The organism is Xanthocytophaga flava, from assembly GCF_030068545.1.
GTDB lineage: Bacteria > Bacteroidota > Bacteroidia > Cytophagales > 172606-1 > Xanthocytophaga > Xanthocytophaga flava.
In genome coordinates this window covers 18,144-42,438 of record NZ_JASJOR010000031.1, presented here as the reverse complement: position 1 = coordinate 42,438, position 24,295 = coordinate 18,144, and the positions used below count along the sequence as shown (strand labels likewise).

16 protein-coding genes are annotated in these 24,295 nt (G+C 38.2%); 5 read left to right on the top strand and 11 right to left on the bottom strand.

Features of this window, described 5'->3' with window-relative positions:
• Positions 1 to 8: 8 nt before the first annotated feature.
• The 3 genes from QNI15_RS31160 to QNI15_RS31150 all read right to left on the bottom strand — a co-directional run bounded on the left by QNI15_RS31160 (position 9) and on the right by QNI15_RS31150 (position 2,278).
• Positions 9 to 350, bottom strand: a complete 342-nt coding sequence (locus QNI15_RS31160; protein ID WP_313994759.1) for a hypothetical protein — start codon at positions 348 to 350, stop codon at positions 9 to 11.
• A 558-nt stretch (positions 351 to 908) separates the two neighbouring features.
• Entirely contained in the window at positions 909 to 1,409 is a 501-nt protein-coding gene (locus QNI15_RS31155) for an SRPBCC family protein (protein ID WP_314035611.1), read from the bottom strand.
• Positions 1,410 to 1,801: 392 nt separating this feature from the next.
• The gene (locus QNI15_RS31150; protein ID WP_314035609.1) at positions 1,802 to 2,278 is read right to left on the bottom strand and encodes a hypothetical protein; all 477 of its coding nucleotides are present in this window, start codon (positions 2,276 to 2,278) and stop codon (positions 1,802 to 1,804) included.
• 357 nt (positions 2,279 to 2,635) lie between these two features.
• Here QNI15_RS31150 and QNI15_RS31145 point away from each other — a divergent pair, with 357 nt between their 5' ends.
• The 3 genes from QNI15_RS31145 to QNI15_RS31135 all read left to right on the top strand — a co-directional run bounded on the left by QNI15_RS31145 (position 2,636) and on the right by QNI15_RS31135 (position 5,103).
• Positions 2,636 to 3,229 (top strand): Crp/Fnr family transcriptional regulator, encoded by a 594-nt coding sequence (locus QNI15_RS31145; RefSeq protein ID WP_313994750.1) that lies wholly within the window; start codon positions 2,636 to 2,638, stop codon positions 3,227 to 3,229.
• A 135-nt stretch (positions 3,230 to 3,364) separates the two neighbouring features.
• Entirely contained in the window at positions 3,365 to 3,805 is a 441-nt protein-coding gene (locus QNI15_RS31140) for a carboxymuconolactone decarboxylase family protein (protein ID WP_313994747.1), read from the top strand.
• A gap of 389 nt (positions 3,806 to 4,194) precedes the next feature.
• Positions 4,195 to 5,103, top strand: a complete 909-nt coding sequence (locus QNI15_RS31135) for a glycoside hydrolase family 16 protein (RefSeq protein WP_313994744.1) — start codon at positions 4,195 to 4,197, stop codon at positions 5,101 to 5,103.
• A 73-nt stretch (positions 5,104 to 5,176) separates the two neighbouring features.
• On the opposite strand, the gene QNI15_RS31130 is transcribed toward QNI15_RS31135, so the two are convergent.
• Together QNI15_RS31130 and QNI15_RS31125 are read right to left on the bottom strand one after the other, a co-directional pair.
• Complete coding sequence (locus QNI15_RS31130; protein ID WP_314035607.1) at positions 5,177 to 5,971, bottom strand: hypothetical protein; 795 nt, start codon at positions 5,969 to 5,971, stop codon at positions 5,177 to 5,179.
• 68 nt (positions 5,972 to 6,039) lie between these two features.
• Positions 6,040 to 6,816, bottom strand: coding sequence for a hypothetical protein (locus QNI15_RS31125; protein WP_314035605.1), 777 nt, complete (start codon positions 6,814 to 6,816; stop codon positions 6,040 to 6,042).
• Positions 6,817 to 8,114: 1,298 nt separating this feature from the next.
• Here QNI15_RS31125 and QNI15_RS31120 point away from each other — a divergent pair.
• Positions 8,115 to 8,885, top strand: a complete 771-nt coding sequence (locus tag QNI15_RS31120) for a ParA family protein (RefSeq protein ID WP_313981910.1) — start codon at positions 8,115 to 8,117, stop codon at positions 8,883 to 8,885.
• A complete protein-coding gene (locus tag QNI15_RS31115; protein ID WP_314035603.1) occupies positions 8,878 to 9,417 on the top strand; it encodes a hypothetical protein in 540 nt (179 codons plus the stop codon). The genes QNI15_RS31120 and QNI15_RS31115 overlap by 8 nt, the downstream gene beginning before the upstream one ends.
• A gap of 68 nt (positions 9,418 to 9,485) precedes the next feature.
• On the opposite strand, the gene QNI15_RS31110 is transcribed toward QNI15_RS31115, so the two are convergent.
• From QNI15_RS31110 to QNI15_RS31085, 6 genes are all read right to left on the bottom strand, one after another.
• Positions 9,486 to 11,150: a M28 family metallopeptidase gene (locus QNI15_RS31110; protein ID WP_314035601.1), complete on the bottom strand. Its 1,665-nt coding sequence runs from the start codon at positions 11,148 to 11,150 to the stop codon at positions 9,486 to 9,488.
• A 109-nt stretch (positions 11,151 to 11,259) separates the two neighbouring features.
• Positions 11,260 to 12,291 carry a glycoside hydrolase family 43 protein gene (locus QNI15_RS31105; RefSeq protein ID WP_314035599.1) on the bottom strand — a complete coding sequence of 344 codons (1,032 nt, stop codon included), beginning with the start codon at positions 12,289 to 12,291 and terminating at the stop codon, positions 11,260 to 11,262.
• 179 nt (positions 12,292 to 12,470) lie between these two features.
• The gene (locus QNI15_RS31100; RefSeq protein ID WP_313994726.1) at positions 12,471 to 14,057 is read right to left on the bottom strand and encodes a glycoside hydrolase; all 1,587 of its coding nucleotides are present in this window, start codon (positions 14,055 to 14,057) and stop codon (positions 12,471 to 12,473) included.
• 257 nt (positions 14,058 to 14,314) lie between these two features.
• Positions 14,315 to 16,003, bottom strand: a complete 1,689-nt coding sequence (locus QNI15_RS31095) for a RagB/SusD family nutrient uptake outer membrane protein (RefSeq protein WP_314035597.1) — start codon at positions 16,001 to 16,003, stop codon at positions 14,315 to 14,317.
• Positions 16,004 to 16,069: 66 nt separating this feature from the next.
• Entirely contained in the window at positions 16,070 to 19,168 is a 3,099-nt protein-coding gene (locus QNI15_RS31090) for a SusC/RagA family TonB-linked outer membrane protein (RefSeq protein WP_314035595.1), read from the bottom strand.
• A gap of 811 nt (positions 19,169 to 19,979) precedes the next feature.
• Positions 19,980 to 24,182 carry a hybrid sensor histidine kinase/response regulator transcription factor gene (locus QNI15_RS31085; protein WP_314035592.1) on the bottom strand — a complete coding sequence of 1,401 codons (4,203 nt, stop codon included), beginning with the start codon at positions 24,180 to 24,182 and terminating at the stop codon, positions 19,980 to 19,982.
• Between the last annotated feature and the right edge of the window lie 113 nt (positions 24,183 to 24,295).

Below are 24,295 nucleotides of genomic sequence, written 5' to 3'. Positions count from 1 at the left end.
GAAAAGTCTTAGATTGTCCGGCGATACATATCTATCCATAGATATACTGCTGCACTGATTCTTATCAAATTATCTACTGATTTCTCCTGAGAAACTGTATGTTCTCCCATCAAAATCTGTGCATTTTCCAGTACTGTAAGTAATCGTTTACGTACCAAACAAGTTAATGACTGATCCGGAGCCAAAGCAAAGCCACTGATGGTCTCACAAGCTACCCAGATAAGAGATCGCAAGGTGATAGGTGCATGGGCATCCGCTAGTGAAGGAGTAAGCTTCTCAATTTCTTCCAGTATAGCTATTAATGCCTTTTGGCTATCTAAAGTAGAAAGAGGGGTATGGGGTGTATTCATAGATTTTTACAGTTCAATATTCATACACACATCAGTATATAATTAGACAAGCAAAGCTAGACACTTACTCTATTTGTTGTCTTGCTCTTTCATTATTAAGTCTACCTCTTGTGTATTGTGAAATGTAAAAAATAATGCCATTATCATAATACACTTACGAATTATTCTATGAAACACAGGCTAATTTGTGATTATGGAATATAAATATATAACGTATTGATAATGATTGGATTGTCAAAAGTATATTCAATTAAGATAAAAGAACCTCCCATGAGTAATGCTCTTTTATTTTCGTTCTTGTTTTGAATAATCTTTTACAATGCAGTTTTTGTATGTTGTTGGATGACTGAATGTTATGTGTAGCCTTAATTACACACCTAACATTCACATGAGGTCAATCTTAGAGCTTCTTAATAGAACACAACCCAATAAGTGTATCCTCCATTCTCATGAAAAAAAACGGGGTAAATAATATATGGATAGATGTTCATATACAATCCGGCACAAAACTCGTTTCGTGCCGGATTGTATATTTATTGTTTTGATGAGTATTCATTCTTATTTTTCTTTAACAAGAAATACATCTAATTCCTGTAAAGCAATAGTAAAACCTTCCTGAAAGCCAAATTGTAATATACTTTCCAGATCTTCCAGTTTGTCGTAACTGATCTCAATAGTGACTTTTGTTGTATTATCTGCTTCAGTAAATGCATTTGTCCAAAGAGATCTGGGTAAACTTGTGTTTACTGTTCCTTGTTCATCACAGAATCCATCCTGCGCCGAAAATTTCTGGTAAGGAGTGATTTGTTTATAGTCAGTTCTTGCCCATTCTTTCTCTCCTTCGGGTCCAACCATCGCATACAACCAGTAGCCTCCTTCCTGAAATTCCATAGATTTTGTAACAGCTTTCCAAGGTTTGGGAGCCCACCACTGATCCAGTAATTTGCTGTCTGTCCACGCTGCCCACACTTTATTGAGTGGTGCATCAAATGTGCGTTTTACATGAATTTTATTCTGATCTTTGTCGACTGTAAAGTCCATCAAAAGCGCATTTTTCATAGATTATCAGATTTAATATTGAATAATACTTCTTCGAGCTGGGTAAAACGCTGATTTAGTAATGATTTAAATTGTTCAAATCCCATGTCCTGGATCTTTGCCGGGTTCACTAAATACTAGATTTCCGTACCTATTGCTTTTGTTCGAGTAATTCACATTCTGTCAGAATCTGAATATGTTTTATAATAGCCTGCCTGCTACTACTATCAAAATGCTCAATAATAGCATTAGGTGTTATTGCCTATACCGATAGTAAGAATAAAATAGCGGGCCTTGTTAGATCAGCAATGGCCTGGAAAATATCTCGGCTTATACTGTAAGTATATTTGCAACTAATTGATTGCGAACCAATAAAAGTAACCCATCGGTTGTAAGTGGAATTACAAAAAAAACTATAGATATCCAGTGAGGCTTACTAATAGAAAGAAACCATTAGGATACTTTTTATACACAGATTTTTCACCATTTGAAACATCTGAAGTATAGGTAATCGCATCATTTACCAGAATAGGCCGATACCCAATACCCAATCCTACTATAGTTGATGAGGCAATTCTATAGGATGAGTTAATTACTGGTTCAAGAGCTATGTAATTAACCTGTTCACTTTCAAAACTATGCTGTTTTCCATCATATTTCAGAAAGCCCCATCCTGTTAGTAATTGTATACTAGTGGAAAACCTTTGTTGTTGATAAATAGTATATTCTAGTTCAGCACCCACACAATTAATAAACAGTCGTGGCTGATCGCTGAATCCCGTTAAGGTAGCTTCTGCTTTAAATGAATTAAAATAGAAGGAATGGTAAATAGATAATGCAGCACTTAGTCGTGAATGAAATACTCTCCCTACTTTAATACCACTTAACATAGTATTATTACTTTGTAAATGAGTAAACCTGAGAGGCAAGGTTACAAAATACTTTTTGTTGCTTGATACAATAGTTTGTGCATGAAGAATAGACGAGATTGAAAAAAGCAGGAAAAATAATATGGTAGTATTTCTAAACATACTAAAGATAGAAATTTTGTGAAACATCCTTTCATAGTAAAACATAGAAAGCTATAGTTGTAGATATGATTCTGCCTAAAATATAAAAAGTGTAGATATAACACCCTATTTAGCAGGTAGATAATTCTCTTATTTTAGCATTTATCTGCAAAATAATTGTAGAGCATATTCCAGGCATTATATTTGGCTGCTACAGGCATTCATATACATCTTGTCATGGACCATCTACTTCTCTGTCATATTACCAAAAACGTCGCTCTTTCAGTTGAGGAATCGGAAAAGATTCTGAGCTATTTTAACTACCATGAATATGGCAAGAAAGAGCATCTGGTTCTGGAAGGTCAACCTTGCAAACAGTTGTATTTTGTCATAAAGGGTAGTTTACGCATGTATTTTACGGACGAGAAGGGCATGGAACAGACAATACAGTTTGCTATTGAAAACTGGTGGATGACTGATTTGATGGCTTTTCAACGAGGAGGATTATCAGAGTTTAGCATCCAGACTATTGAAAAAACACAGATTATGCAGATTCAGCAGGAGACACTGGAAAAACTCTTGCTGGAAGTGCCTCAACTGGAACGATACTTCAAAAACATTTACCAACGTGCCTATGCTGCGTCTCTTCTACGAGTCAAGTATCTGTTCACAATGTCCAAAGAAAAATTTTATGACTATTTCAGCAGCAAATATCCGGAGTTTATCCAGCGTATACCCCAAAAAATTCTCGCTTCCTTTCTGGGCTTTACTCCTGAATATCTAAGCGAACTACGCAAAAAGAAACATACGGAAAGAAGTAAAATTTTATAGCTCTATTCACTAATTTATTAACATTCTCACATTTTTTCAGTGAATCCCGTTTCTTAAACCAGCTTAAGTTTTTTTATCCATTGTCTCATGACCTTTGTCATGTAATCAAATCATTCACTTTATCACATCAAAACGATGGAAACACGGATAAAAATTCAGGAAGCTCAGCCTGCTGCATGGAAGGCTATGTATGGTTTAGAAACGTACCTGGCATCTACACAGGTAGCCAAAACACATAAGGAACTAATCAAAATTAGAGCTTCTCAAATCAACGGTTGTGCATTTTGTATAGATATGCATACTAAAGATGCACTTAAAAACGGAGAATCTGCTCAACGGATCTTTCTGCTGAATGCATGGAAAGAGGCAGATGTATTTACTGATGAGGAAAAAGTTATTCTGGCAATTGCTGAAGAGGTAACACTTATACATCAGCATGGCCTTACAGAAGAAACCTATCAGAAGGCAAAGGACCTCTTTGGTGAGAGTTACATTGCCCAGTTGATCATGGTTGTAGTCAGCATTAATGCCTGGAACCGTATTGCCGTGAGCACTCATCTGGCGATTCCACATTAATTACCAGTTTCAGTGGATATGGTCTTCTCTCTTTACCCTTGACCTCTAGGCCGAGGGTTTTTGTTTTAATTAAAACTGCGAAATTGAAGAAGATCAACAGCAGGATAAGATGAAGATCTAATGCTGTCAAGAGACGAATACTACTCAGCCCTCCCCTTCTGCCTTCCTGCTAGAACCTCATGACAAGACCACCCCATTTGGAGTGAATCTCTGGCAGATAGATTCTTTCAGATGAGCAAAAAATAGCTAAAAAGAGAGAAATCTAGGTGCTCTGACAAATTTGTCCCCTCCTATTGCCGAAAAACCTACCATTGGTTACTATATTAACTAGTACTTTTGAAACGTATTTCATTCCATTAACAAATCATAATTTCACAGCTCTGACCTTTATGAATAAATCAGTTTTTTTATTACTGGCAATCCTACTTGGTGGAGCAAAAATCTATACAAAAGAGTTATCTGAAAATCATACCCTACTTCTTACCTCCTCCCCTATCCTCTTATCACATACGAACCAGTTACATTTACAAAATGATACAACATGGCATCTTGTCTGGGCAGATGAATTTAATCAAAAAGGTGTGCCTAATCCAAAGAACTGGAAGTTTGAGCAGGGATTTGTTCGTAACCATGAGCTACAATGGTATCAACCCCAAAATGCACGTTGTGAGAAAGGAATGCTTATTATCGAAGCGCGGAAAGAGAACAAACCTAATCCTTACTATAAGGAGGGTAGCTTAGAGTGGAAAACTTGTCGCAAAATAATTGAATATAGTGCATCCAGTCTCAACACACTTGGACTTCATAGCTTTCAGTATGGACGTTTTGAAATGCGGGCTAAAATCGATACCCGTCCGGGTCTGTGGCCTGCTTTCTGGACGCTAGGTGTTGCAGGTGAGTGGCCATCCAATGGAGAAATAGACATTATGGAATATTATAGAAATATGTTACTTGCCAATGTAGCTTGGGGAACAGACAAGCGGTATAGTGCAAAATGGAGGACTACTAAAAAACAACTATCTACCTTTACAGATAACCATTGGGCTGAAAAGTTTCATGTCTGGCGTATGGATTGGGATGAGACTGCCATTCGCTTGTATGTTGACAATGAACTTCTCAATGAAGTACTCCTGACTGAAACCTTCAATGGAGATGGAAGTGGCAAAAACCCATTTCACCAACCCCATTATATTTTACTCAATCTTGCTCTGGGCGGTGACAATGGTGGAGACCCAACAGCAACTGTCTTTCCTGCTCGTTTTGAAGTGGATTATGTACGTGTATACCAGCATCCATAAAAGGAATAGGACACAGAATAGTTGATACTCTAATCTGTATCAGATAAATCGAGTTGATATCTATTCTTGACTCCTATTCCTCATAAAAATGTAAATACTCTTTTTGTTCAGGAGTAAGTTCCTGCCCTTTGTATAATTTAGACATAGCATAATAGATATCCCCTTCAATCCATACTCTATACAAAAATGATTCGAAATCAGGTGCACATTCACAAAGAAATGTATGGGAGCCTGCTTCTATCTCGCTTATCATTTTTTCTATATCCTCATCAACATCCACTTCAGGATGAGGTAAAAAAGTATGAGTATGTAAATGTTGAAACCAGGAATTTTTTGAAACAACTACTCTGTGTTTACCAAAACTATCAAAATGTAAATACCAAAGTAGGCAATACTGTGAGTCTGAATAAAAGTGTAATAAACATTCTCCCTCACGATCTTTTAGATCAATAAAACCGTTTTCATCCAATTCAAAGAAACAGTCCGTTGGGGAGTCAATAACATTCAACCATTCGGGATGCTGCATAGCTGTTATAAAAGAAGATGGCAATACTAATTTTCGCATAGATGCTTGTTGCTCAATAGTACTCCATTTCTTACTCCATTTTTCAAGGAAAGATTGTGGCAGTTCCTTGCTTTTTTTCCTACCTTTCTGCCAGGCAGCCATTTCAGGAGGGAGATTCAGATATCTGCGTTGAGGACTAGTGGCAATAGCTTGCAGCCATTGCAGCGAACCATCCAACTTTTCGGTATTTAATGGTGGTAATGCTTCATAATCAAAAGATTCATATGTGTTTTCAGTTGGACGAACAGATGGTAAGCCAAAAAAATACCACTTTTTTGAGAGTTGAGGGAATGGTGTCGCCATACTTTAAAACTGAGTAGCTATCAAATACTAACAAAACAGATGAAAATCAATCATATATAAACTTAACTCTACCAATTTTCTATTCTCCATTCTCTATCTATATCCTCCAGATCAACATAAGGATACTCATATTTCTCCATAAGGTCACTCATCGAAATTTCCTGATCATAAGAGTCTATAATCTGGCAAAGCACTTGATCAATAGTTGCAAGATGAGGCAGTATTTGTTTTTGAACCTCGGTCGCCAGTATGTGACTATACCAGTAACCAACAGATAATCCTTCCAACATACCTCCCCAAGGGTAAGTGACTTTATACATTTCCATTCGGAAACTTAATAATTTGCCATATAACCAACGAACCTCATAATGTTTGGGTAAACGCATATCTGTTTCGTTTAGCGATGTAAGCTCTTTTCGTACAACATCAATTGCCTGATCCATAAGAGGCAGATAAGCCTTTATATCTCTTTCTGCCAGAAATGTGTTTTTTGTAAAATAATGAAGAATGGCTATCCGCTTCATATTTTCAACTCGTTGATGCGCTAGTTTGTCATCTTCATCAGAAACTGTTAGTCTCAATTCTTTTGGACTAAAAATCTTATTTAGCCATACTCTAAAAGAATTATTATCTGAACTTTTTTCAGTTTGTACTAAATCATTTGATTCTGTCTCATTATCTGTTTTGTCCAAAGAAGGAACAATACCAAATGCCTTCAACATAGCTACAAGCTGTTGTTCGCGAAACTGGGCTGGACGAGCAGTCCCAAAGTTACATTGTACCCAGTTGCAATGATAATCGAGATATTTAAGTAACAAGTCCTGAGCAGTAACAATTTCACTCATGTAAGTTTAGATTAGGATGTTAAACAAAGCTATCAATACTAACATCTCCCCTTTTTTGTTAGCATTCTATATTAACTTATTTTATATTCATTTAATATGTCATTTATCCCTATTTAATCCTTATTCGATGAATAAATTAATGACAATTCTGTGTTAATACATTGTATTCATATAATCATGTACATGCAGTGAATAAGTATTCTATAAGTGTCTTGTTCTCTGCGCTATCCGCGTTTTAATGCATCCTTCTCTTCTTGACTTTATACTCATGCATTGACTTATTCTACATTTTTTCAATGTGTTATTTATGTGTATTTAATTTTAGTGTACTCAATGTAGTAATGTATATGTAATACACAGTTCACTTATACTCACTATTGTATTAATATAGATTGTGTGAATATTTTATTGTTAAATAATTGTTGACGCAATAAATAGTATACTAATAAACATTTATAGATTAATTATTATTTAAATACACGATGTTAAATTTAGTTATTCTATTAATGTAGAATATACATAAACTATTTAATTATTGTATATTAAGTGTTGTGTAAATGTTTAGTCTTTAAATGTTTATTAAGGTAATATTTTAATAAGTATTCCTTTATTGTTTATTTAATTATTGTATAAGTGTTTTATCTATATTTATTAATTGACTACTTAATAAATATAGATAAAATTATTGAATTATCTTTTAATGAATGTTTGAATATTGTATAATTACTAATTGTATATTGTGATATCTTTTATTGTTTGCATAGTTGTTTATTACTTGCTTAGTAAGTAAATGTTTATTTATTCAGTGTGTATGTAGTGTATCTATGTTGATTATGTATATATTTGCTGAATCTATATACTGCGCATGTGGATTTATTACATATTTGTTGCTTTATTGTAGATGTATTACTTGTATATGTAGAGCTTTTAAAAAAGCTGAATGAAGATTTAATGTATGCTCATGCTTTATTTATTTATAAACTGAATGTACAAAAGGTGCTTATAGAATCAGTAAATATTACTTGCTTTTATCTATATTGACTGAATAAGTATTAATTTACTATTTAATCTGTTGGTGTGTAATATGTATTGAGTGAATAAGCCTTGAAAGATTTGTACTTGAATACATGATAGAATATATATGTAAAACATGTTTATGTACTACTTGTACATTCTAAATTGAGAAGTCTATTTCTGTTAAGCCGTAAAAAGAAGTACTCAGAAGAGAAGGTACATTCAAAAGAAATGAAAAAAATAATATACAAGGATAACTAAACAATATAAACCACAACATCAGAATGAGAACCATAGCTGTTGCCAACATGAAGGGTGGGGTAGGGAAAACTACCACAACTTTGAACGTAGGTGCTGCCCTGCGTGATCTGGGTAAAAAGGTATTACTTATAGATGCCGATCCTCAGGCTAACCTGACCATTTCTTTTCGGTTAGAAACAAGTTTTTCTGAAAATAACCTAGCAAGCCTATTGTTGGGGTTACACTCGCTGAAAGAGGTGGTTGTTCCTGCATTGGGAATGGATTTGATTCCTGCTCATCCGATTATGGATAGTGTAATTTCAACTCTAAACGAAAAATCTTTGCGGGAATTATTGCTTTACAAAGCGTTAAAGCCTATCCGAGAGGCTAATGTGTATGATTATATTCTGATTGATTGTGGTCCTAACCTGGGAATTTATACCAAGAATGCGATGTCTACAGCTACGGATTTGTTGGTTCCTTATCAGACTGCCTATTTCTCATATGTTGGTATTTCTACACTGGACGAGTATCTGACAAAGATTCAACAGGAGGTTAATGAAAATATTGAGCTGTTGGGTATTGTTATTATTCAATACAATGCGAAAGAACGTAACAACACCAAGAAAGGATTTGCAGATGCTATCAGGGATAGTGCCTTGGGAGAAAAGGTTTTCTCTACGTATATCCGTACCTGTACGGCGTTGGGCGACTCCCCTATGAAAGGACAATCTATTTTTGAATATGATGGAAATTGTAACGGTGCTGTTGATTATTTATCCCTCACTAAAGAAATCCTGACTCGCCATGAATAAAAAAGATCTTATCTCTGAATCGCTTAAAAACACACCTTTGGCTACAAAAGGGAAGACACTGCTTGAATTGGCAGAAGAAGAAGAGAAATTAAATCGTGAAGCATTGATTGGATCATCTGTAGCTACTAAACCAACAGATGGGAAGGTACAAAATAGTGATGGGGGAGGGGAGAAGGCAATAGAAGATGTAAGCTCTGTCAAAAATACTGGGAAAAACACACCTTCGACTATATCAAAAAATAAGCCGGAGGCTGTGAAAGCTAAAGATGCTGAGGTAACTACAAAAGCCATCCCCAGAAAGGATACAAGTGTAAAGGATAATGTTGGAAAACAAGCGGTAGAGAGAAGCAACTATACTTTTTATCTTTCACAGGATGTAATGGAGCATCTACAACGGATGATCTATTGGGAAGGACTACGTCAGAAGAAGCAAGGTGCAAGTTATGTTGTCGAAAATCTGCTGATCCGTTTTATGAGTGATAAAAAAGATTATCCACCAATACCAGACTCAGGTCTAGAGCTTGAGTTCTAATGAAGTTTAGCTTTTTGGGATACACCCTAACATTCAATCCATTGGATGTTAGGGTGTAATCTGATACCTTATGGATTTATTATGGATTTATCACGAATAGCTTTAAATTCAGATCCTTGTTTCCACTCAGGCCATTTTTCATCCGAAGTTAAGCGTTTGCCTACTTCAAATAACAGTTGCAGATCACCAATGGCTCCTTCTAAATTCCATGTAGTTGCATCGTATTTATCCGAAGGGCGATGGTAGTGTTTTTTCGTATATTCATCTGCTTTCTGTTGTCCATACTCTTTGCCTTTATCAACTACATCGATACCATTATTGACATATAAAGCGGGTACACCTGCTTTGGCAAAATTAAAGTGGTCAGAACGATAATAATATCCCGATTCCGGATGCGTTTCAAATGATATCACGCGACCTTTTTTTTCGGCTGCTTCCTTAAGGTAATCTTCCAATTGAGACTGGTTACGTCCTACTATAACTATATCTTTAGTTTTCCCGTAGGAGTTAAGTACGTCCATGTTGATGTTAGCAACAGTTTTATTCAGTGGGTACACTGGATTTAATGCATAATAAGCTGAGCCCCATAAGCCCTGTTCTTCAGCTGTAACAGAAAGAAATACTACTGTTCGGGCCGGTTTATTGGCAAGACTCTTAAAACCTCTTGCCAACTCAAATAACCCTGCTGTTGCACTGGCATTATCCAGGGCACCATTGTAAATAGAATCACCTGTTTCATCAGGTTTACCAATACCCAGGTGATCCCAGTGAGCCGTATAGATAATATATTCATCGGGATGTTTAGCACCTGTAATCTTTGCGATTACGTTGTGTGATTTATTATAGGTTGCTTTTACCTTGATGCTGGTTGATAACTTCACTCCCAAAGGAACAGGTTTAAAGCCAGGTTTATTAGCTTGAGCATACAAGGTTGTATCTTTCCCTGCTGCTGAGAGCAGACGTTGAGCAGTTTGTTGCGTTACCCAGCCTACTGTTGAACAATATTTTTGTTCTTTTCCTCTGTCATCAAGGCGTAAGCGGGAACCATTCCAGTTATTTTGCACAACACTGAAAGGATAGCTAGCCCCTTTGGTATTGTGGATAATCAGACATCCTTTGGCACCTTGCCGGGCAGCTTCTTCAAATTTATATGTCCAGCGGCCATAATATGTCATCGTATCTCCTTTAAACAAGCTTTTGTCTACTCCAAAACCAGGATCATTCACCATGACCAGTACAATTTTGCCTTTGGCGTCCAGGCCTGCATAGTCATTCCAGTTATATTCGGGAGCTACTACACCATATCCTGCAAAAACTAATTCGTCTTTATTTAATGAAATCACCGAATCTGTTTTCTCGGTCCAGATCACATAGTCAGTAAAACCTTTCAGTTCAAAGCTTCCTTTAGTACCTTGTACCTGCATACCTGGCGCTGCTTCTGTAGCTATGTTAACCATTGGCACATCCTGTAAGTAACTATTGCCATTCCCTGGCTCTAAGCCCATAGAAGCAAATTTCTGCTCCAGAAACTGTACTGTTTTTGTTTCTCCGTCAGTAAAGGGTTTACGTCCCTGAAAGTCATCAGAGGCTAGTACACTGATATTTTTACCAAGACTATCTGCGCTGAAGGCTGATAGTCCATCTCCTCCTGTAGCGGATTCTGTTGTTTTCTGGCTGCAGCCAGTTAAAGCAAGAACTGCAACACAGCCTAAAATAAGAATTCGATAGTTCATATGTTATCAGAATTTGGTTAGGTGACACATATAATTGGTCGGAAAAATAAAAGATATTTTCTGATACGAATGTAGTTGTATCAAAATAGTATTAGTCTTTTGGTCTAATCTATTTGCTTTCAGAAGGTGCTGGTAGCTCCTTTTTTATAGAAACCGGAATGCCCAGATTGGGAGTGCCGTCTGCATTCCATGTGAATTTCTGCATACGAGGAGATCGTTTTCCTCCACAACCATCACCTGGATTGTCATTAGCATGATAGAGTATCCAATCTTCTTTTCCATCAGGAGAGGTAAAGAATGAATTATGTGCGGGGCTGTATACCCCATTTGCTACTGAAGTTGTGAATATAGGTTGAGGATGCTTTTTCCACTGATCCGGATTGAGTAAATCGTGGCCTTGTAGTTCTAGCAAACCCAGAGAATAGTGATCTGTCCAGCAACCACTAGCAGAGTAGACAATAAATACCTTGTCACCATGTTGAAGGAACTGGGGTCCTTCATTTACATATACTTCAGGGCCGCCTTGCCACCGTCTTTCCCACTCAAGGGTAGGGGAGGAGAGCTTTATCCGTTCTCCTTCCATAGTGTAGGGATTTTTCATCCTGGCTATATAGATATCTTGCTGGCCGTTTTTATCACCTTCCCATCCTGACCAGATCATATATAGCTGATTTTTGTAGGTGAAAACATCTCCATCAATAGCCCATTTATCAGAAGGAGTGGCAAGTTTGCCTTTAAATTTCCATTCTCCCTGAAAAGGATCTTCTGAACTGTTTTCTATCACATACATTCGGTGATTATTGTTATCTCCATCATCCGCTGCATAATAAACATACCACTTTCCATTTATGTGGTGTACTTCAGGCGCCCAGAGTTCTTTTGAATGTTTGGTGTTTTGAGGGGGTTGCCAGATAATTTTTGTTTCACCTTGCTTTAGGTTAGCTAGGTTTTTAGTTTTTCGTAATTGTAAACGGTCACCTCCTACGCTGTTTGAATAGTAGTAATACCCTTTATAATAGGTACTATAGGGGTCTGCTCCGGAGGGTAATAAAGGATTAGAAAAGGTTTGCTCCTGAGCTTTCAGGTTTGTCAGGTGTAAAAAATAAAATACTGTAGTGATTGTTAGCAAAAAATGTTTCATGAAGGAAGTGTTAAAAGTGTCTTCCCAAATTTAAATGTTTTTTGCTTTTTGAAAAGTAAAGGAGAAGTTACACTACTTGTTCAGCCTGTTTTAGAAGAGAATTTTCCGAGAAATTTTTGCAAACCTCTGCAAATAGATAGGAGAGAGGTTTGCAAAAAACGAAATCTCATGCTTACAATCTACATATCACCTATAAGAGTCACAATGGACTTTTTGGGAATTGTAATGGCTTGTCCGGCTGTTATGGTAGCCAATGGTTTAAGTGTTTCATCAGTTCCGGAGCCCGTCAGGTAGGGTTTCCATTTCTGAACACTGCCTCCTTCCGTTTGAGGTAGAATATTCGCATCACTGTTAGAGTTATTGACCAGGACAGTGATAAGTTGTTTTTCATCAGCAGAAACGTAGGAAGAAATCATAACACCATTTACATTGTTTACATCCCGGTTGTCAGAGGTGACCGTCACACGTTGTGAGCCAGGACGAATAAATCGGCTAAAATTGCCTAGTGCCCACATCAACCGGGTCTCTTCTACTTGTCCATCTGTTTTGTTTTTGGTGGCGTAGATCAGTCCGTCTTTATAGTCATAGGCTGTAACAGCCAGCCACCAATGCCAGGCCGATGCATTGGCTATTGCTAGATCATGATGTATCAAGCGTGCTACATACAGGGCAGGTGTCATACCCGTATCTTTACCAGATGGAGTTACTTCCTCCTGATCTCCCAGTAAACAATACTCACTTTGCCAGAATTCAAGGGGCACACTGGCTGTTGGAAAGGCAGCTGCAACTTTCTGGCGTACACTTTTTAAGGTTTCCGCTGGAGCTGATGTAAAGTAACTATGTCCAGATATAACTTTATCTACATGAGAGAGATTACCTACATATAAAGGTGACTGATTATTGAAAAACGTATAAATCTGTTCGCCACGAGTAGGCTTATCGGCTTTCTCATAGAGATAATTCAGTTTGGCTGCTTCTGCCAGTTTGATCTTTACTGAAAGGTTTTGTGTTGTCAATACAGAGTCAAGTATCTTCGTAATAGCCGTTATCTCTGTATTAGTGTAAGGAGTTCCTTCCTGTCCGTTGCCTGTCCAATCCCATTGAGGTTCATTGAATGGACTCAGATAAGTGAAAGGTAATCCATCACTGGAAAATTGTCGGGATACATCAGCTAGAAACTTAGCAAAAGCAAGATACTTTTCTGGTGCAATATTAGCCTGTTCTCCATTAGACGAAAATGCCTTGCCATTTTTTGTTAACTGGATAGGAGGACTATTGGTAAATCCTATAAACTGTTCTACGCCCCGCTGTTTAGCGGCCTGCATAAACCAACGTTGACCAGACTGTTTCGACCAGTCATAACTCATATCTGCTTTTAAAAAGCCTTCTGTTTGTCTCCATTCATCTGAAATATTATTCTGTGTCGCGCTTCCGGCTCCAATATTAAATCGCCAACAACTTAAACCAATTCCTTTGGGTTTGCCATTGGCATCATTTTCCATACTGAATAACCAATCCGCAACTTGTTCTTTTTTTGCCTGAGGCCAGTTGCCAATGAATTGACACGTCCACGCATCAGAAGCTCCAAAGTTACGGATGTACTGCTGCCGTTGATCCAGATGGATAATGACTGAATTTTTTATACTTGAGGTTTGTGGTTGTTTCTGATTGTGTATCGAACAACTCGCCAGAAATAAAGTAAAGGAAAACAAGCTTATAAGAGTCCACTGGGGTGTCTTTTTCAGAGATAATAAAGAGATATTCATAACCAGGTTTTAATTTAAAGCTTGTCAAGAGCTAGTTTATTTATGGGTTTGATTGGCATAAAGATATTTTCAGATGCTTCTTTGACTTATAAAGCTAGAGGTGAGTAGAGAGTTTCTTCTAGTATAACAATACCCTGCCCAGTCTTTTTGAAAATATATTTTGAATAAGAATGGGCAGGGTACTAAAAAATAAGCCTTTTCAGGTTATAGACAAGAATGAAGGATTATTTTAATCCTTCATTCTTTATAGTTTAGAATTAATAGTTGGGACTTTGCTGTAGCTTGCCGTTGGAAGCCTGAATTTCAGCAAGAGGGATTGGAAGCCAGTAGTGTTTCTCTTCAAACTTACGACCATCTAGGGCCACTTTGCGTGTATAGGCAAACGTACCATCCGCATTTTTGGTAATAGTAATTCCATAAGCAGGTTGATTCTCTGTATCCATCGCTATTTTCCATCTGCGCACATCATAGAAACGATGTTCTTCAAATGCCAGCTCAACCTGACGCTCTCTTTGAATAGCCGTACGCATAGCAGTTTGTGATAATCCTGTAGGCAGGTCAGGCATTCCCGCACGATTGCGGATTAGATTAATGGCCGAATATACAGAAGCATCTGGACCCACTGCTTCGTTTTGCGCTTCTGCATAGTTTAACAGAATCTCTGCATAACGTATATAAATCCAGGGTTGTGTTCCTGCAACATCCCAAGGATTGTCAATAGGTAGTTTTTCATCAATAAATTTCCGTAAATAATAGCCTGTTTTCGATGTGTTCCAGTTATCTTTTCCATCTTTGCTGTCTTTTCCACCTGGTGTAAAGGTCTCAACCTTACGATCCCGATAGGTAGCGCCATTGTACATAATGGTAGCATAAAAGCGAGGATCACGATCGGTATAAGGTGCTGATGCATGTGCACTATTATTCCAGTCAAAAGGCACCGCAGTGTTTTCATCTTCTACTACCTCATAGCTATCCACCAGGTTCTGGAGTGGCGTATTACCAGCCCAACCGCCATAACCGTTTGCTCCATTGGAGATTTCAAGACAAACATGTCGTGCTCCAATTGCATACAGCCTTTCGAAGATAATTTCATTGCTGGATGGAGTCAGGAATAGTGATTGGTAATTGTTATGTAGTGAATAAGATCCCAGATCCATAACATCTTTTGCTGCTTTGGCTGCTGTTTCCCAGGACGAAGCTCCGTAAAGAGGACTCGCTGCATACAGCAACAACCGGGATTTTAGTGCAAGAGCAGCACCTTTGGTGGCGCGACCCAATGGCCATGCAGAGGTGTTACCTGCCGGCAAATCTGCAGCGGCCTCTTCCAGTTGGGATACAGCATATGTAATTCCTTCAGTAATAGTACTTCTCTTAAAGAGCGATTCATCTGTAAGATTATCACTTAGGTAATATACTTTATCTCCCATCAAAACTACAGTTCCGTAATTTCGGATTAGGTCATGGTAACGGAATGCACGGATAAATTTTAATTCAGCAATCAGCATTTTTTTGCGGGATGCACTCATGGGAACATTTTCAATAATTTGAAGTGCATAGTTACATTCACGGATACTTCTGTAACTGCGTGACCATATGGTTCCTGCTATACCTGTTGCTTCTGGTGAGAGAAGACCCCGATGAATAGCCCATGTATTATCATCGCTATTGTAAATAGCCTCATCCGTAATTGATCCCCACAAGGCATATTCGAAACCTCTTCCAAAACCAGGATTTGTACCTTCTGCTTCCTTATCCTGTAGTTTAACTCCCATATAGCGGTTGATAACATAATCTTCGAATAAAGAAGAGTCAGAGGTGATGGCATCATCGGAGATTCTGTCTGTTGTGTTCACATCCAGAAAATCTTCCTTACAGCTACTGAGAAATACAGTCATGCAAACAATCAATGTCAGCCAGATGTATGTGTTTTTTATATTGCGTTTCATGTAGTACTAGTTTATTTTTTAACAGAGATCCTTAAATAGCTAATGGATGAGATGAAGTCCGGTCTTTTAAAGTTGGACATTGACTCCCAGGTTAATAATCCGTTGCTGAGGGTAGAATTGCCCACTTTCGCTGTTTCCTTCAGGATCGTAATCTTTTACTTTGGATAGGGTAAATACGTTAAATGCATTGGCATATACTTTAACCATACCCAAGCCTAGTTTGGTAACCAGTGGGTGAGGGAGAGTATATCCTATGGAAACGTTTTTCAGACGTATAAATGAAGCGTTGTTCAACCAGAAGTTATTAGCATATAAACCGCCATTCACTGAAGAGGACGCTCTGGTATCTACCCGCGGATAACTGCCATTTGGATTGGAAGGACTCCATCTGTTGTCAGCCCAGCTACTGTAGAAGTTACCTACATTCCCTGCTTCTGGCAATACATACTGACTAACTCTCGCCTGACCTGAAAACAGTAGGGACAGGTCAAAATTCTTCCAACCGGCATTCGCATTAAACCCATAGGTAATCTGTGGAATATTGCCATATTTAGTACGAACACGGTCATCAGCGGTGATTTTTCCATCATTGTTATAGTCCTGGATAATCAGGTCACCAACTTGTGCAACAGAAAGGTGAGGATATTTAGCCAGGTCAGCTTCTGAACGGAATATACCTACTGTATTGTAGAGCAGATAGGTGTTCAATGGACGTCCTGTTTGTTTTTGGTAATCTAATACGGAGCCTGCTTCATCAATGAATACAATCTCACTTTTAGCAAGTGCCATATTCGCAGAGACACCATACCAGAAGTTGCCTCTGTGCTGATAGCCTACTGTGGTTTCAAACCCTTGACTGTTTACCTTACCAATATTCTCTGAAGGTACCAATGAGCCGCCGTAAGGGTTCACAATACCTGTTACACCAGGTATAGAGGCATTGCGGGTAGCCAGAATATTGGAACGGTTTTGTTTAAAATAAATAAATTCCAGAGTGAAGTTACGTAGAAATGTAGCATTAAAGCCAATATCCGTTTTCTTAGCTGTTTCCCAGGTAATGGCTACATTGGCAAGTTTGGTTAGGTCGATACCGGCATGTTTGTCACTTCCAATAACATAGGTACTGTTAAAAGAATAGTTATTGAAATATTGAAACATATCAACGTTATCATTTCCTAATTGTCCATAAGAAGCTCTGATTTTTAGGTCATTAATAAACGAAACATTCTCTCTGAACCAGTCTTCTTCTGAAACACGCCATCCTGCTGAAATAGCCGGGAAGTATCCGTAACGGTTGCCTCTGGGGAAGGTAGAAGATCCATCAATACGCATCTGTACTTCTGCCAGGTATTTTTCTTTGAAGTTGTAGGCTATTCTACCAATGTAGCTTCTTCTGGCAAAGTTATAGCTCGATCCTGAGTTGTTTCTGTCAGTAGCCGCAGATCCACCCTGTGATAATTCTGGCGTTTGAACAGTTGGATAATTCAGGCGAGAGGCACCAAATGTTTCTTTATGTATTCTACTTTGTTCATACGCAACCAATGCATTAACAGAATGGTTACCAAATTGGCGTTGAAAATTAACCTTAAAATTGGCCGTATACATAGCCGTATTTTCCTGGCTTTGGGATAAAGTCGCTGCTCCGGATGATCCTCCTGTAATGGTAGACTGATATGTATTGGAAGTATTATTATAGGAGTACAGCGTATAAGGCTTGTTAAATGTTTTGGCAAAGTTCCAGGTCCTGTCTCCAGCATAAAATCCATCTACTGACAATCCTTTTACTTTTGGTATAGTGTAGCTGGCCTTAAGAATACCATTGAAAACGTATATTGGATTTACATTGGTACCACCAACATCAGTTACCATAACAACCGGATTGTTATTCTCTATTCCTGTAGATGGCAATCCATTAGGATAAGTAGCTATAGCAGTAGGATAAGCTCTGTAAATAGCACGGAAAATGTTACCTGCACTGGCTATAGGATATTGACGATCTTCCTGACGACCGGCAAGTGACAAGGATACTTTAAAATTTTCTGTTATATCTGCATCTATATTTGACCGGAAGTTATACTGATTGTATTTGGTAGCCCCTTTTTTATAGATCCCATCCTGATAGATTTTCCCCAGAGACAGGTAATACCGTATATTTTGTTGCCCACCAGATACAGACAGGTTATGTTGGTTCTGCAAAGAAACTTTTTTCAGTGTTTCTTTAGCCCAGTTTGTATTGGGATAATTGATAGGATCTGATCCATCCCGGAATTTTTGAATCTCTTCTTCACTGTAATGCTGAAACATACCACCTGATTTATTGTTATAGTAGTCTATTTCGTTCTGAATAGCAGCATAAGTGGCGGCATCTGCCATTTTAGGAAGACGGGTAGGAGAGGAGAATCCCTGATTATAACTATAGGAAATGGTTGGTTTGCCAGATTTTCCGCGTTTGGTAGTAACAAGAATAACACCATTGGCAGCACGACTGCCGTATACTGCCGCAGATGCATCTTTTAAGATAGATATACTTTCAATATCGTTAGGGTTGAGACGCTCAAGTCCACCAAGTTGTCCGGGAATACCATCAATAACTATCAGTACATCGTTATTTCCAGTTGTTGCTAACCCCCTGATTGTAAAGCTACTTCCATCATAGCCAGGCTCACCACCACGGTTACTGGCAACTATACCCGAAAATCGCCCAGCCAAGGTATTTGACACATTAGGCTGAGGGCTTTTAATCATATCTTCCCCTTTGATCTGTGAGATAGAACCTGTAAGGGTTTCTTTCTTTTGTTCACCATAGCCCACTACCACTACTTCCGACAGAGTTTGCAAGTCACGAGCCATGCTGACGGAAAGATTTGTCTGCTGTCCTACCGGTATTTCTTCCGTGGTAAAACCGATTGAGGAAAAAACAAGAATAACGTCAGAACCTGGTACGTCAATAGAAAAGTCACCAGTTGCATTTGTGGTAGTACCTTGTGTAGTACCTTTTATGATAACTGATACGCCAGGAATTTCTTCACCGGTTTCTGTACTCTTTACCTTACCCTGTATGCGCCTTCCTGATTGGGCTAAAATCGAATTAGAGCTTAGATACAGGATTAAGAACAGCAGCAATAGGGTGACTTGCTTCAATTTTTTAGGTAGATAATAAATCATACATGTGTTGATTAGGATGAATAAACAGACAGATAGCTATTTTAAGAAAAAGGCTATCTTGTAAGGGTTATATAAAATAGTGTATGGTTTCTCAACTTTTAAGTTATAGCCCGATGAGCCAGCTTTCTTATCTCTAAGAGGGTATCTTTTATTCTATTTGTCATTGTCTGTCTATTACTTCACCGATTCTGGAAAAAAGATGATACTACGTTTTTCAGGCAAGGATATCTGCTGGTAATGAAGATGAAAAACGGTGGTGCCAAAAAAGACAATTGGCCTCTTCTGACCCCACCTAACCCCTTAAACATTTCAAATGTCAGTGAAAATGATTGGTTGAACAGGGGGATAATTAACGAAAAAGAGGGGGTGTATGTGGATTTATAGTAAGATTTGGGGTAATCTGATAAAAATTACAACAGTTGTACTATATCAGGAGAAAAATAGGAGATTTTAAGAAGGTTTTGTAAGGATAAATTTTGAGGAATATCATGTTGACCGAAACTTAAACTATAAGACAGATAGATAACCATTATCTTTTTTTCTGGACTTCCAGGATTTTTCTATCTTGTTCACTATACGTTCATAGTGTCAATGGATTCTATTTGGCAGTAAGTAAAGTTTAAAAAGGACTTGAGATGGTCTGTTTGTTGACTTGTAATAACCTGTAGAAATAAGGGATAAGATTACAATTGAAAAATTATTTGAGAGATACTATCTGAATATACTCAGAGAATACTGAACAAGTACTACATTACATACTTTCTACAGGATAGTCTATGCATCCTGTAGAAAGCATGTGGTCCGCAACCACCTATTCCTGTTTGATAAACTCAGAAGGAGAGCAGCCAAACTCTTTGGCAAAACATTGTCTGAAGTATTTCAAATCCGTAAATCCTACCATATAAACTACCTCAAATACCTTGTATTGCCTGCTTTTTAACAGGCGAGCTGCTTCAGCCAACCGAAAAGAACGTACATATTCGTTGGGAGACAGTCCTGTGAGCATTTTAACTTTTTTATATACGAGTGAACGACTCATATTTAATACATCCGATAATTCTTCAATAGTAAACTCTGGATTATCCAGATTGGATTTCAGCATTTCGTTGATTGAATTCAGAAATTTCTCATCTAATGGATTAATTCCTTCATTTTTAGCCGGTCGTTCTGCCTGAATCCCTCCCGAAGCGAAGTGATTACGATAAAATCGCATAAGTCTTTGCTGAGAATCAATGAGGTTATGTACTGTCAGGCGCAAAATATCTGTACTGAATGGTTTAGTTAAATAGGCATCAGCCCCAATTTCCATACCTTCTTTATGACTGGATATACCTGAACGAGCTGTTAGTAAGATCACAGGAATATGGCTGGTACGTATATTCTCTTTTAACTTTCGACAAAGTTGAATTCCACTCATTTCTGGCATCATAATATCACTGATGATCAGGTCTGGGTGGCAGCTTAGTGCCAGATCATAGCCTTCTTTGCCATTTGGAGCTTCAAAAATTCGGTATTCCTTCTCAAAAAACTCCCTTAGAAAAAGCCGTATTTCCTCATCATCTTCTATGAGAAGTAGGCTGGGAAAACCTTTCTTTTTTCCAGGCAATTCTGAATCACTATAGAAGGAAGCCTGCCATAATGGATTCTGCCAGTGAGATTTGGGGCTGTCTTGAATCGAATCTTGTCTGTATAATATATCATCAAAATGCGTTTGCCCCTCTGATACATCAGGAACGGCTATTTCTTCGGGTCTGAAATGCTCCTTTCCTAGCGGAAGAGTGATGCGGAATGTAGAACCTGCGCCTTCCTGACTCTCTACATCTATTTCGCCATTGTGCAAATGGACCAGCTTCTTGGCTAGAGACAAACCAATACCTGAACTCATAGAGCCTGACGATTCTCCCTGATGGAACCAATCAAAAATTGCTTGCTGATGTTTTTTTGGTATTCCTATACCATCATCCTTGATTGAGATAAGGGCACAGTCTTCCGGATATTTTTCGTTAGTCTGAGCAGAGATGCCAATACTAATATGATTTCCTTTACCTATGTATTTGAAAGCATTGGATATCAGATTGTTTAATGCCATCTCCAATTTCTCTTTATCAAACCAGGCTAAAATAAATGGCTGTTCGGATTCAACCTGAAATAAGATATTCCGGTGTTGAGCCAATGGACGAAAGGTAGCTGCAATATCCTCTACAAAGCTTACCAGATTATCGGGTTTTACCTTCAGTACTACTTTTCCATTTTCCAGTTTGCGGTAATCAAGCAATTTATTAATCAGATCCAGCAATTTATGGGCATTGCGATGCATCATCTGGAGTTTGCGTCCCGTATGTGAGACTTGTGGCTCTTCGGCCATCATTTCCTCCAGCGGACCCAGCATCAAAGTAAGAGGCGTTTTGAACTCATGAGAAACCTCCGTGAAGAAAGTCAGTTTTTGTTGGACCAGACGACGTTCGTATCTACGTTGCTTTCGTTCAACAGTTAATCTTTTCTTAAGCTTGACCTCCCGCCTGATCACAGAAAAAACGATCCAGCCCACAGCTATTAGGAGCAGTATATAGAAAAAATACGCCAAAGGTGATTGCCAGAAAGCGGGCTTTACAGTGACAGAGATACTGGTAAAGTCTTCACTCCGAATATTGGCATTGGCGAATACTCTGACTTTAAAGACATAATCACCAGGTTTTAGATAACGATAGGTAGCTGTACGAGCATTGCCAACAAAGTTCCACTCTTTATCAAGCCCTTCCAGCATATAACTGTATTTGTTTTTTTCAGGGTAATTGTAATTGACACCTGCAAATTCAAATGTTAACAGATTCTGATCGTGCTCCAGAGTAATGTGTTTAGTTTGACTTATCGCCTTTTGTAGAATAGGATTGCCATCTAATGTATCACGTATATGAATGGGTTTGTTAAAAAGTGATAATCCAGTGATTAAGATGCGGGAGCATTGCGTATTTTCCTTTACCTGATCAGGATAAAACATATTCATTCCCTGGCTTCCCCCCATACACATATATCCTCCTACCTGATTATATAAGGCCGATCCGGGATTAAATTGTCCTTCCTGTAACCCATCGGATATATCATAGTTAAAAAACACATGCTGAGACCTGTCAAATTTTGATATACCCAGATTAGTGCTAACCCATATATTTTCGTCCTTATCACACAAAATAGAATAGATCGTATTATTAGCCAATCCATTCTTCTCACTATACCGTCTGAGTGTATTATGTTGAGGATCAAATACACATAATCCACTACCGCCTGTTCCCATCCATATTCTTCCGCTTCTGTCAGATTTAATGGCAAAGACAATATCACTTTTGATCTGTTCTTTTTCAGGAGAATCAGTGAAATAACGCTTGTATAAACGAGTAGATGGATTGTAAGAGTAAACGCCATCACCATAAAAGCCAATCCACAGATTGCCCTGCTGATCTTCTGTGATGGAACGTATATCGCCTTCTCGCAATGCTCCTCTAAAATAAGGAAGGTTGGAATAGGTTTTATTTTTTTCATCCAGCAAGCACAGACCTCCGCGATTGGTACCAATCCAGATGCGATTTCGTGAGTCCTGAAAAATTACCCGAATATCATTGCCTCCCTGTTTTAACGGATCCTCAGTCAGATACTGATAGTTTACAAAGGAATCGTTGGCTGGATTATATAAAAATATACCATGAGCATAAGACCCCAGCCATAAACGTCCCTGTGCATCCCAGAGAGCTGCTAGAATAGCATTGTCAGTAAGTTTACCAGCGCCTTTACCTGCTATAAAATGCTTTAGTGTACGGCCATATAAGTCAGTTTTATAGATGCCATCACCATCCGTACCCAGCCATAAGTTTCCTTCAGGGTCATAGCACATACCATAAAAAGGCACTTTTCTGGTAGTTGAACTAGTATACATGTTTTTTTCTACACGTACAAAATTTTCCTTACTGTTACTAACCAGATAAGTTCCATCCCCATAGGTTCCTATCCAGATATTTTTGTCTTTGTCTTCATAGATAGACTGAATCGTTAGTATGGAAATATCTGAAGAGCCAATAATCTTCATACTGATAAACTTACACTCTTCCAGTGGCCGCGTTTGAAGCTGACGTAAATCAAGCTGATAGATACCTGCTGCCAATGTGCCAATCCATAGGTTTTCTCCTGAGTCAATCAAAAGAGAATTTACAGGAATGGAAGCAATAGAAGTTTCAGGAGAGTCAAAGAAGAAAAATTTATTTTCAAGTCTTTTATACACAACCAACCCCACACTGGTACCTATCCAGATATTGCCTGCTTTATCTTCCTCAAAACAATATACATTGGCAGATTGGAATTTGGGAGTTGAAAGGGCTGAAATCTTTTTTATAACTTTTCCACCGCTTACCTGAAATACTTCCAGCCCCCCCTGTTGTGTCCCTACCCATAAAAGACCAAACTTATCTTCCAATAAGCTTATTGTTTTGGTATTTTGCAATTCCGGATAAGTTTCAGGAATATAGGGTGTGAATTTCTTGCTTTTCTTATCAAAAGAGGCAAAGCCTCCTCCATACCAGGCTATCCATAGGTTATGTGCACTCCCTTCCGTAATAAAGCTGACATCATTATATGCGTGTTGCCGATAGGTGCCAAAGTCGTGTTGATAGTGCAGAAAGGTTTCATGTGTTGCATCAAATTGTAACAACCCTTTTCGGGAAGAAATCCAGAGTGTGCCTTCGGAGTCTGTGAACAGACTTTGAATAAAGTTGTCTGCAATACTAATCTTTGAGTCCGGGTTATAGCGAAATACCCGAAAGGAATAGCCATCAAACTGATTTAATCCATCCTCAGTGGCAAACCACATACGTGACTGCTGATCCTGAGTGACGCTGTTTACTACTCCTTGTGAAAGTCCATTCTTACTAGTCCAGTGTCTTACAAGGTTTTTGGGATGAAACTGGGCACATACGCTTTGTAAAGCTATACAGAAAATAACTACTCTTATGCAAAATCTCCCCACCATATGTATTGCTATAGAAAATAGTCAATATTTTGTCTAAAAAATTCTATTATTTATGGTGCAAACATACACTTTCCAACGTATATTCAATAGAAGAAAGTAGATATTATAGAGGG

What these genes read in the sequence shown, in the direction of transcription:
- QNI15_RS31160 (WP_313994759.1), bottom strand. Translation starts at nt 350, where the DNA reads ATGAATACACCCCATACCCCTCTTTCTACTTTAGATAGCCAAAAGGCA.
- QNI15_RS31155 (WP_314035611.1), bottom strand. Translation starts at nt 1,409, where the DNA reads ATGAAAAATGCGCTTTTGATGGACTTTACAGTCGACAAAGATCAGAAT.
- QNI15_RS31150 (WP_314035609.1), bottom strand. Translation starts at nt 2,278, where the DNA reads ATGTTAAGTGGTATTAAAGTAGGGAGAGTATTTCATTCACGACTAAGT.
- QNI15_RS31145 (WP_313994750.1), top strand. Translation starts at nt 2,636, where the DNA reads ATGGACCATCTACTTCTCTGTCATATTACCAAAAACGTCGCTCTTTCA.
- QNI15_RS31140 (WP_313994747.1), top strand. Translation starts at nt 3,365, where the DNA reads ATGGAAACACGGATAAAAATTCAGGAAGCTCAGCCTGCTGCATGGAAG.
- QNI15_RS31135 (WP_313994744.1), top strand. Translation starts at nt 4,195, where the DNA reads ATGAATAAATCAGTTTTTTTATTACTGGCAATCCTACTTGGTGGAGCA.
- QNI15_RS31130 (WP_314035607.1), bottom strand. Translation starts at nt 5,971, where the DNA reads ATGGCGACACCATTCCCTCAACTCTCAAAAAAGTGGTATTTTTTTGGC.
- QNI15_RS31125 (WP_314035605.1), bottom strand. Translation starts at nt 6,816, where the DNA reads ATGAGTGAAATTGTTACTGCTCAGGACTTGTTACTTAAATATCTCGAT.
- QNI15_RS31120 (WP_313981910.1), top strand. Translation starts at nt 8,115, where the DNA reads ATGAGAACCATAGCTGTTGCCAACATGAAGGGTGGGGTAGGGAAAACT.
- QNI15_RS31115 (WP_314035603.1), top strand. Translation starts at nt 8,878, where the DNA reads ATGAATAAAAAAGATCTTATCTCTGAATCGCTTAAAAACACACCTTTG.
- QNI15_RS31110 (WP_314035601.1), bottom strand. Translation starts at nt 11,150, where the DNA reads ATGAACTATCGAATTCTTATTTTAGGCTGTGTTGCAGTTCTTGCTTTA.
- QNI15_RS31105 (WP_314035599.1), bottom strand. Translation starts at nt 12,291, where the DNA reads ATGAAACATTTTTTGCTAACAATCACTACAGTATTTTATTTTTTACAC.
- QNI15_RS31100 (WP_313994726.1), bottom strand. Translation starts at nt 14,057, where the DNA reads ATGAATATCTCTTTATTATCTCTGAAAAAGACACCCCAGTGGACTCTT.
- QNI15_RS31095 (WP_314035597.1), bottom strand. Translation starts at nt 16,003, where the DNA reads ATGAAACGCAATATAAAAAACACATACATCTGGCTGACATTGATTGTT.
- QNI15_RS31090 (WP_314035595.1), bottom strand. Translation starts at nt 19,168, where the DNA reads ATGATTTATTATCTACCTAAAAAATTGAAGCAAGTCACCCTATTGCTG.
- QNI15_RS31085 (WP_314035592.1), bottom strand. Translation starts at nt 24,182, where the DNA reads ATGGTGGGGAGATTTTGCATAAGAGTAGTTATTTTCTGTATAGCTTTA.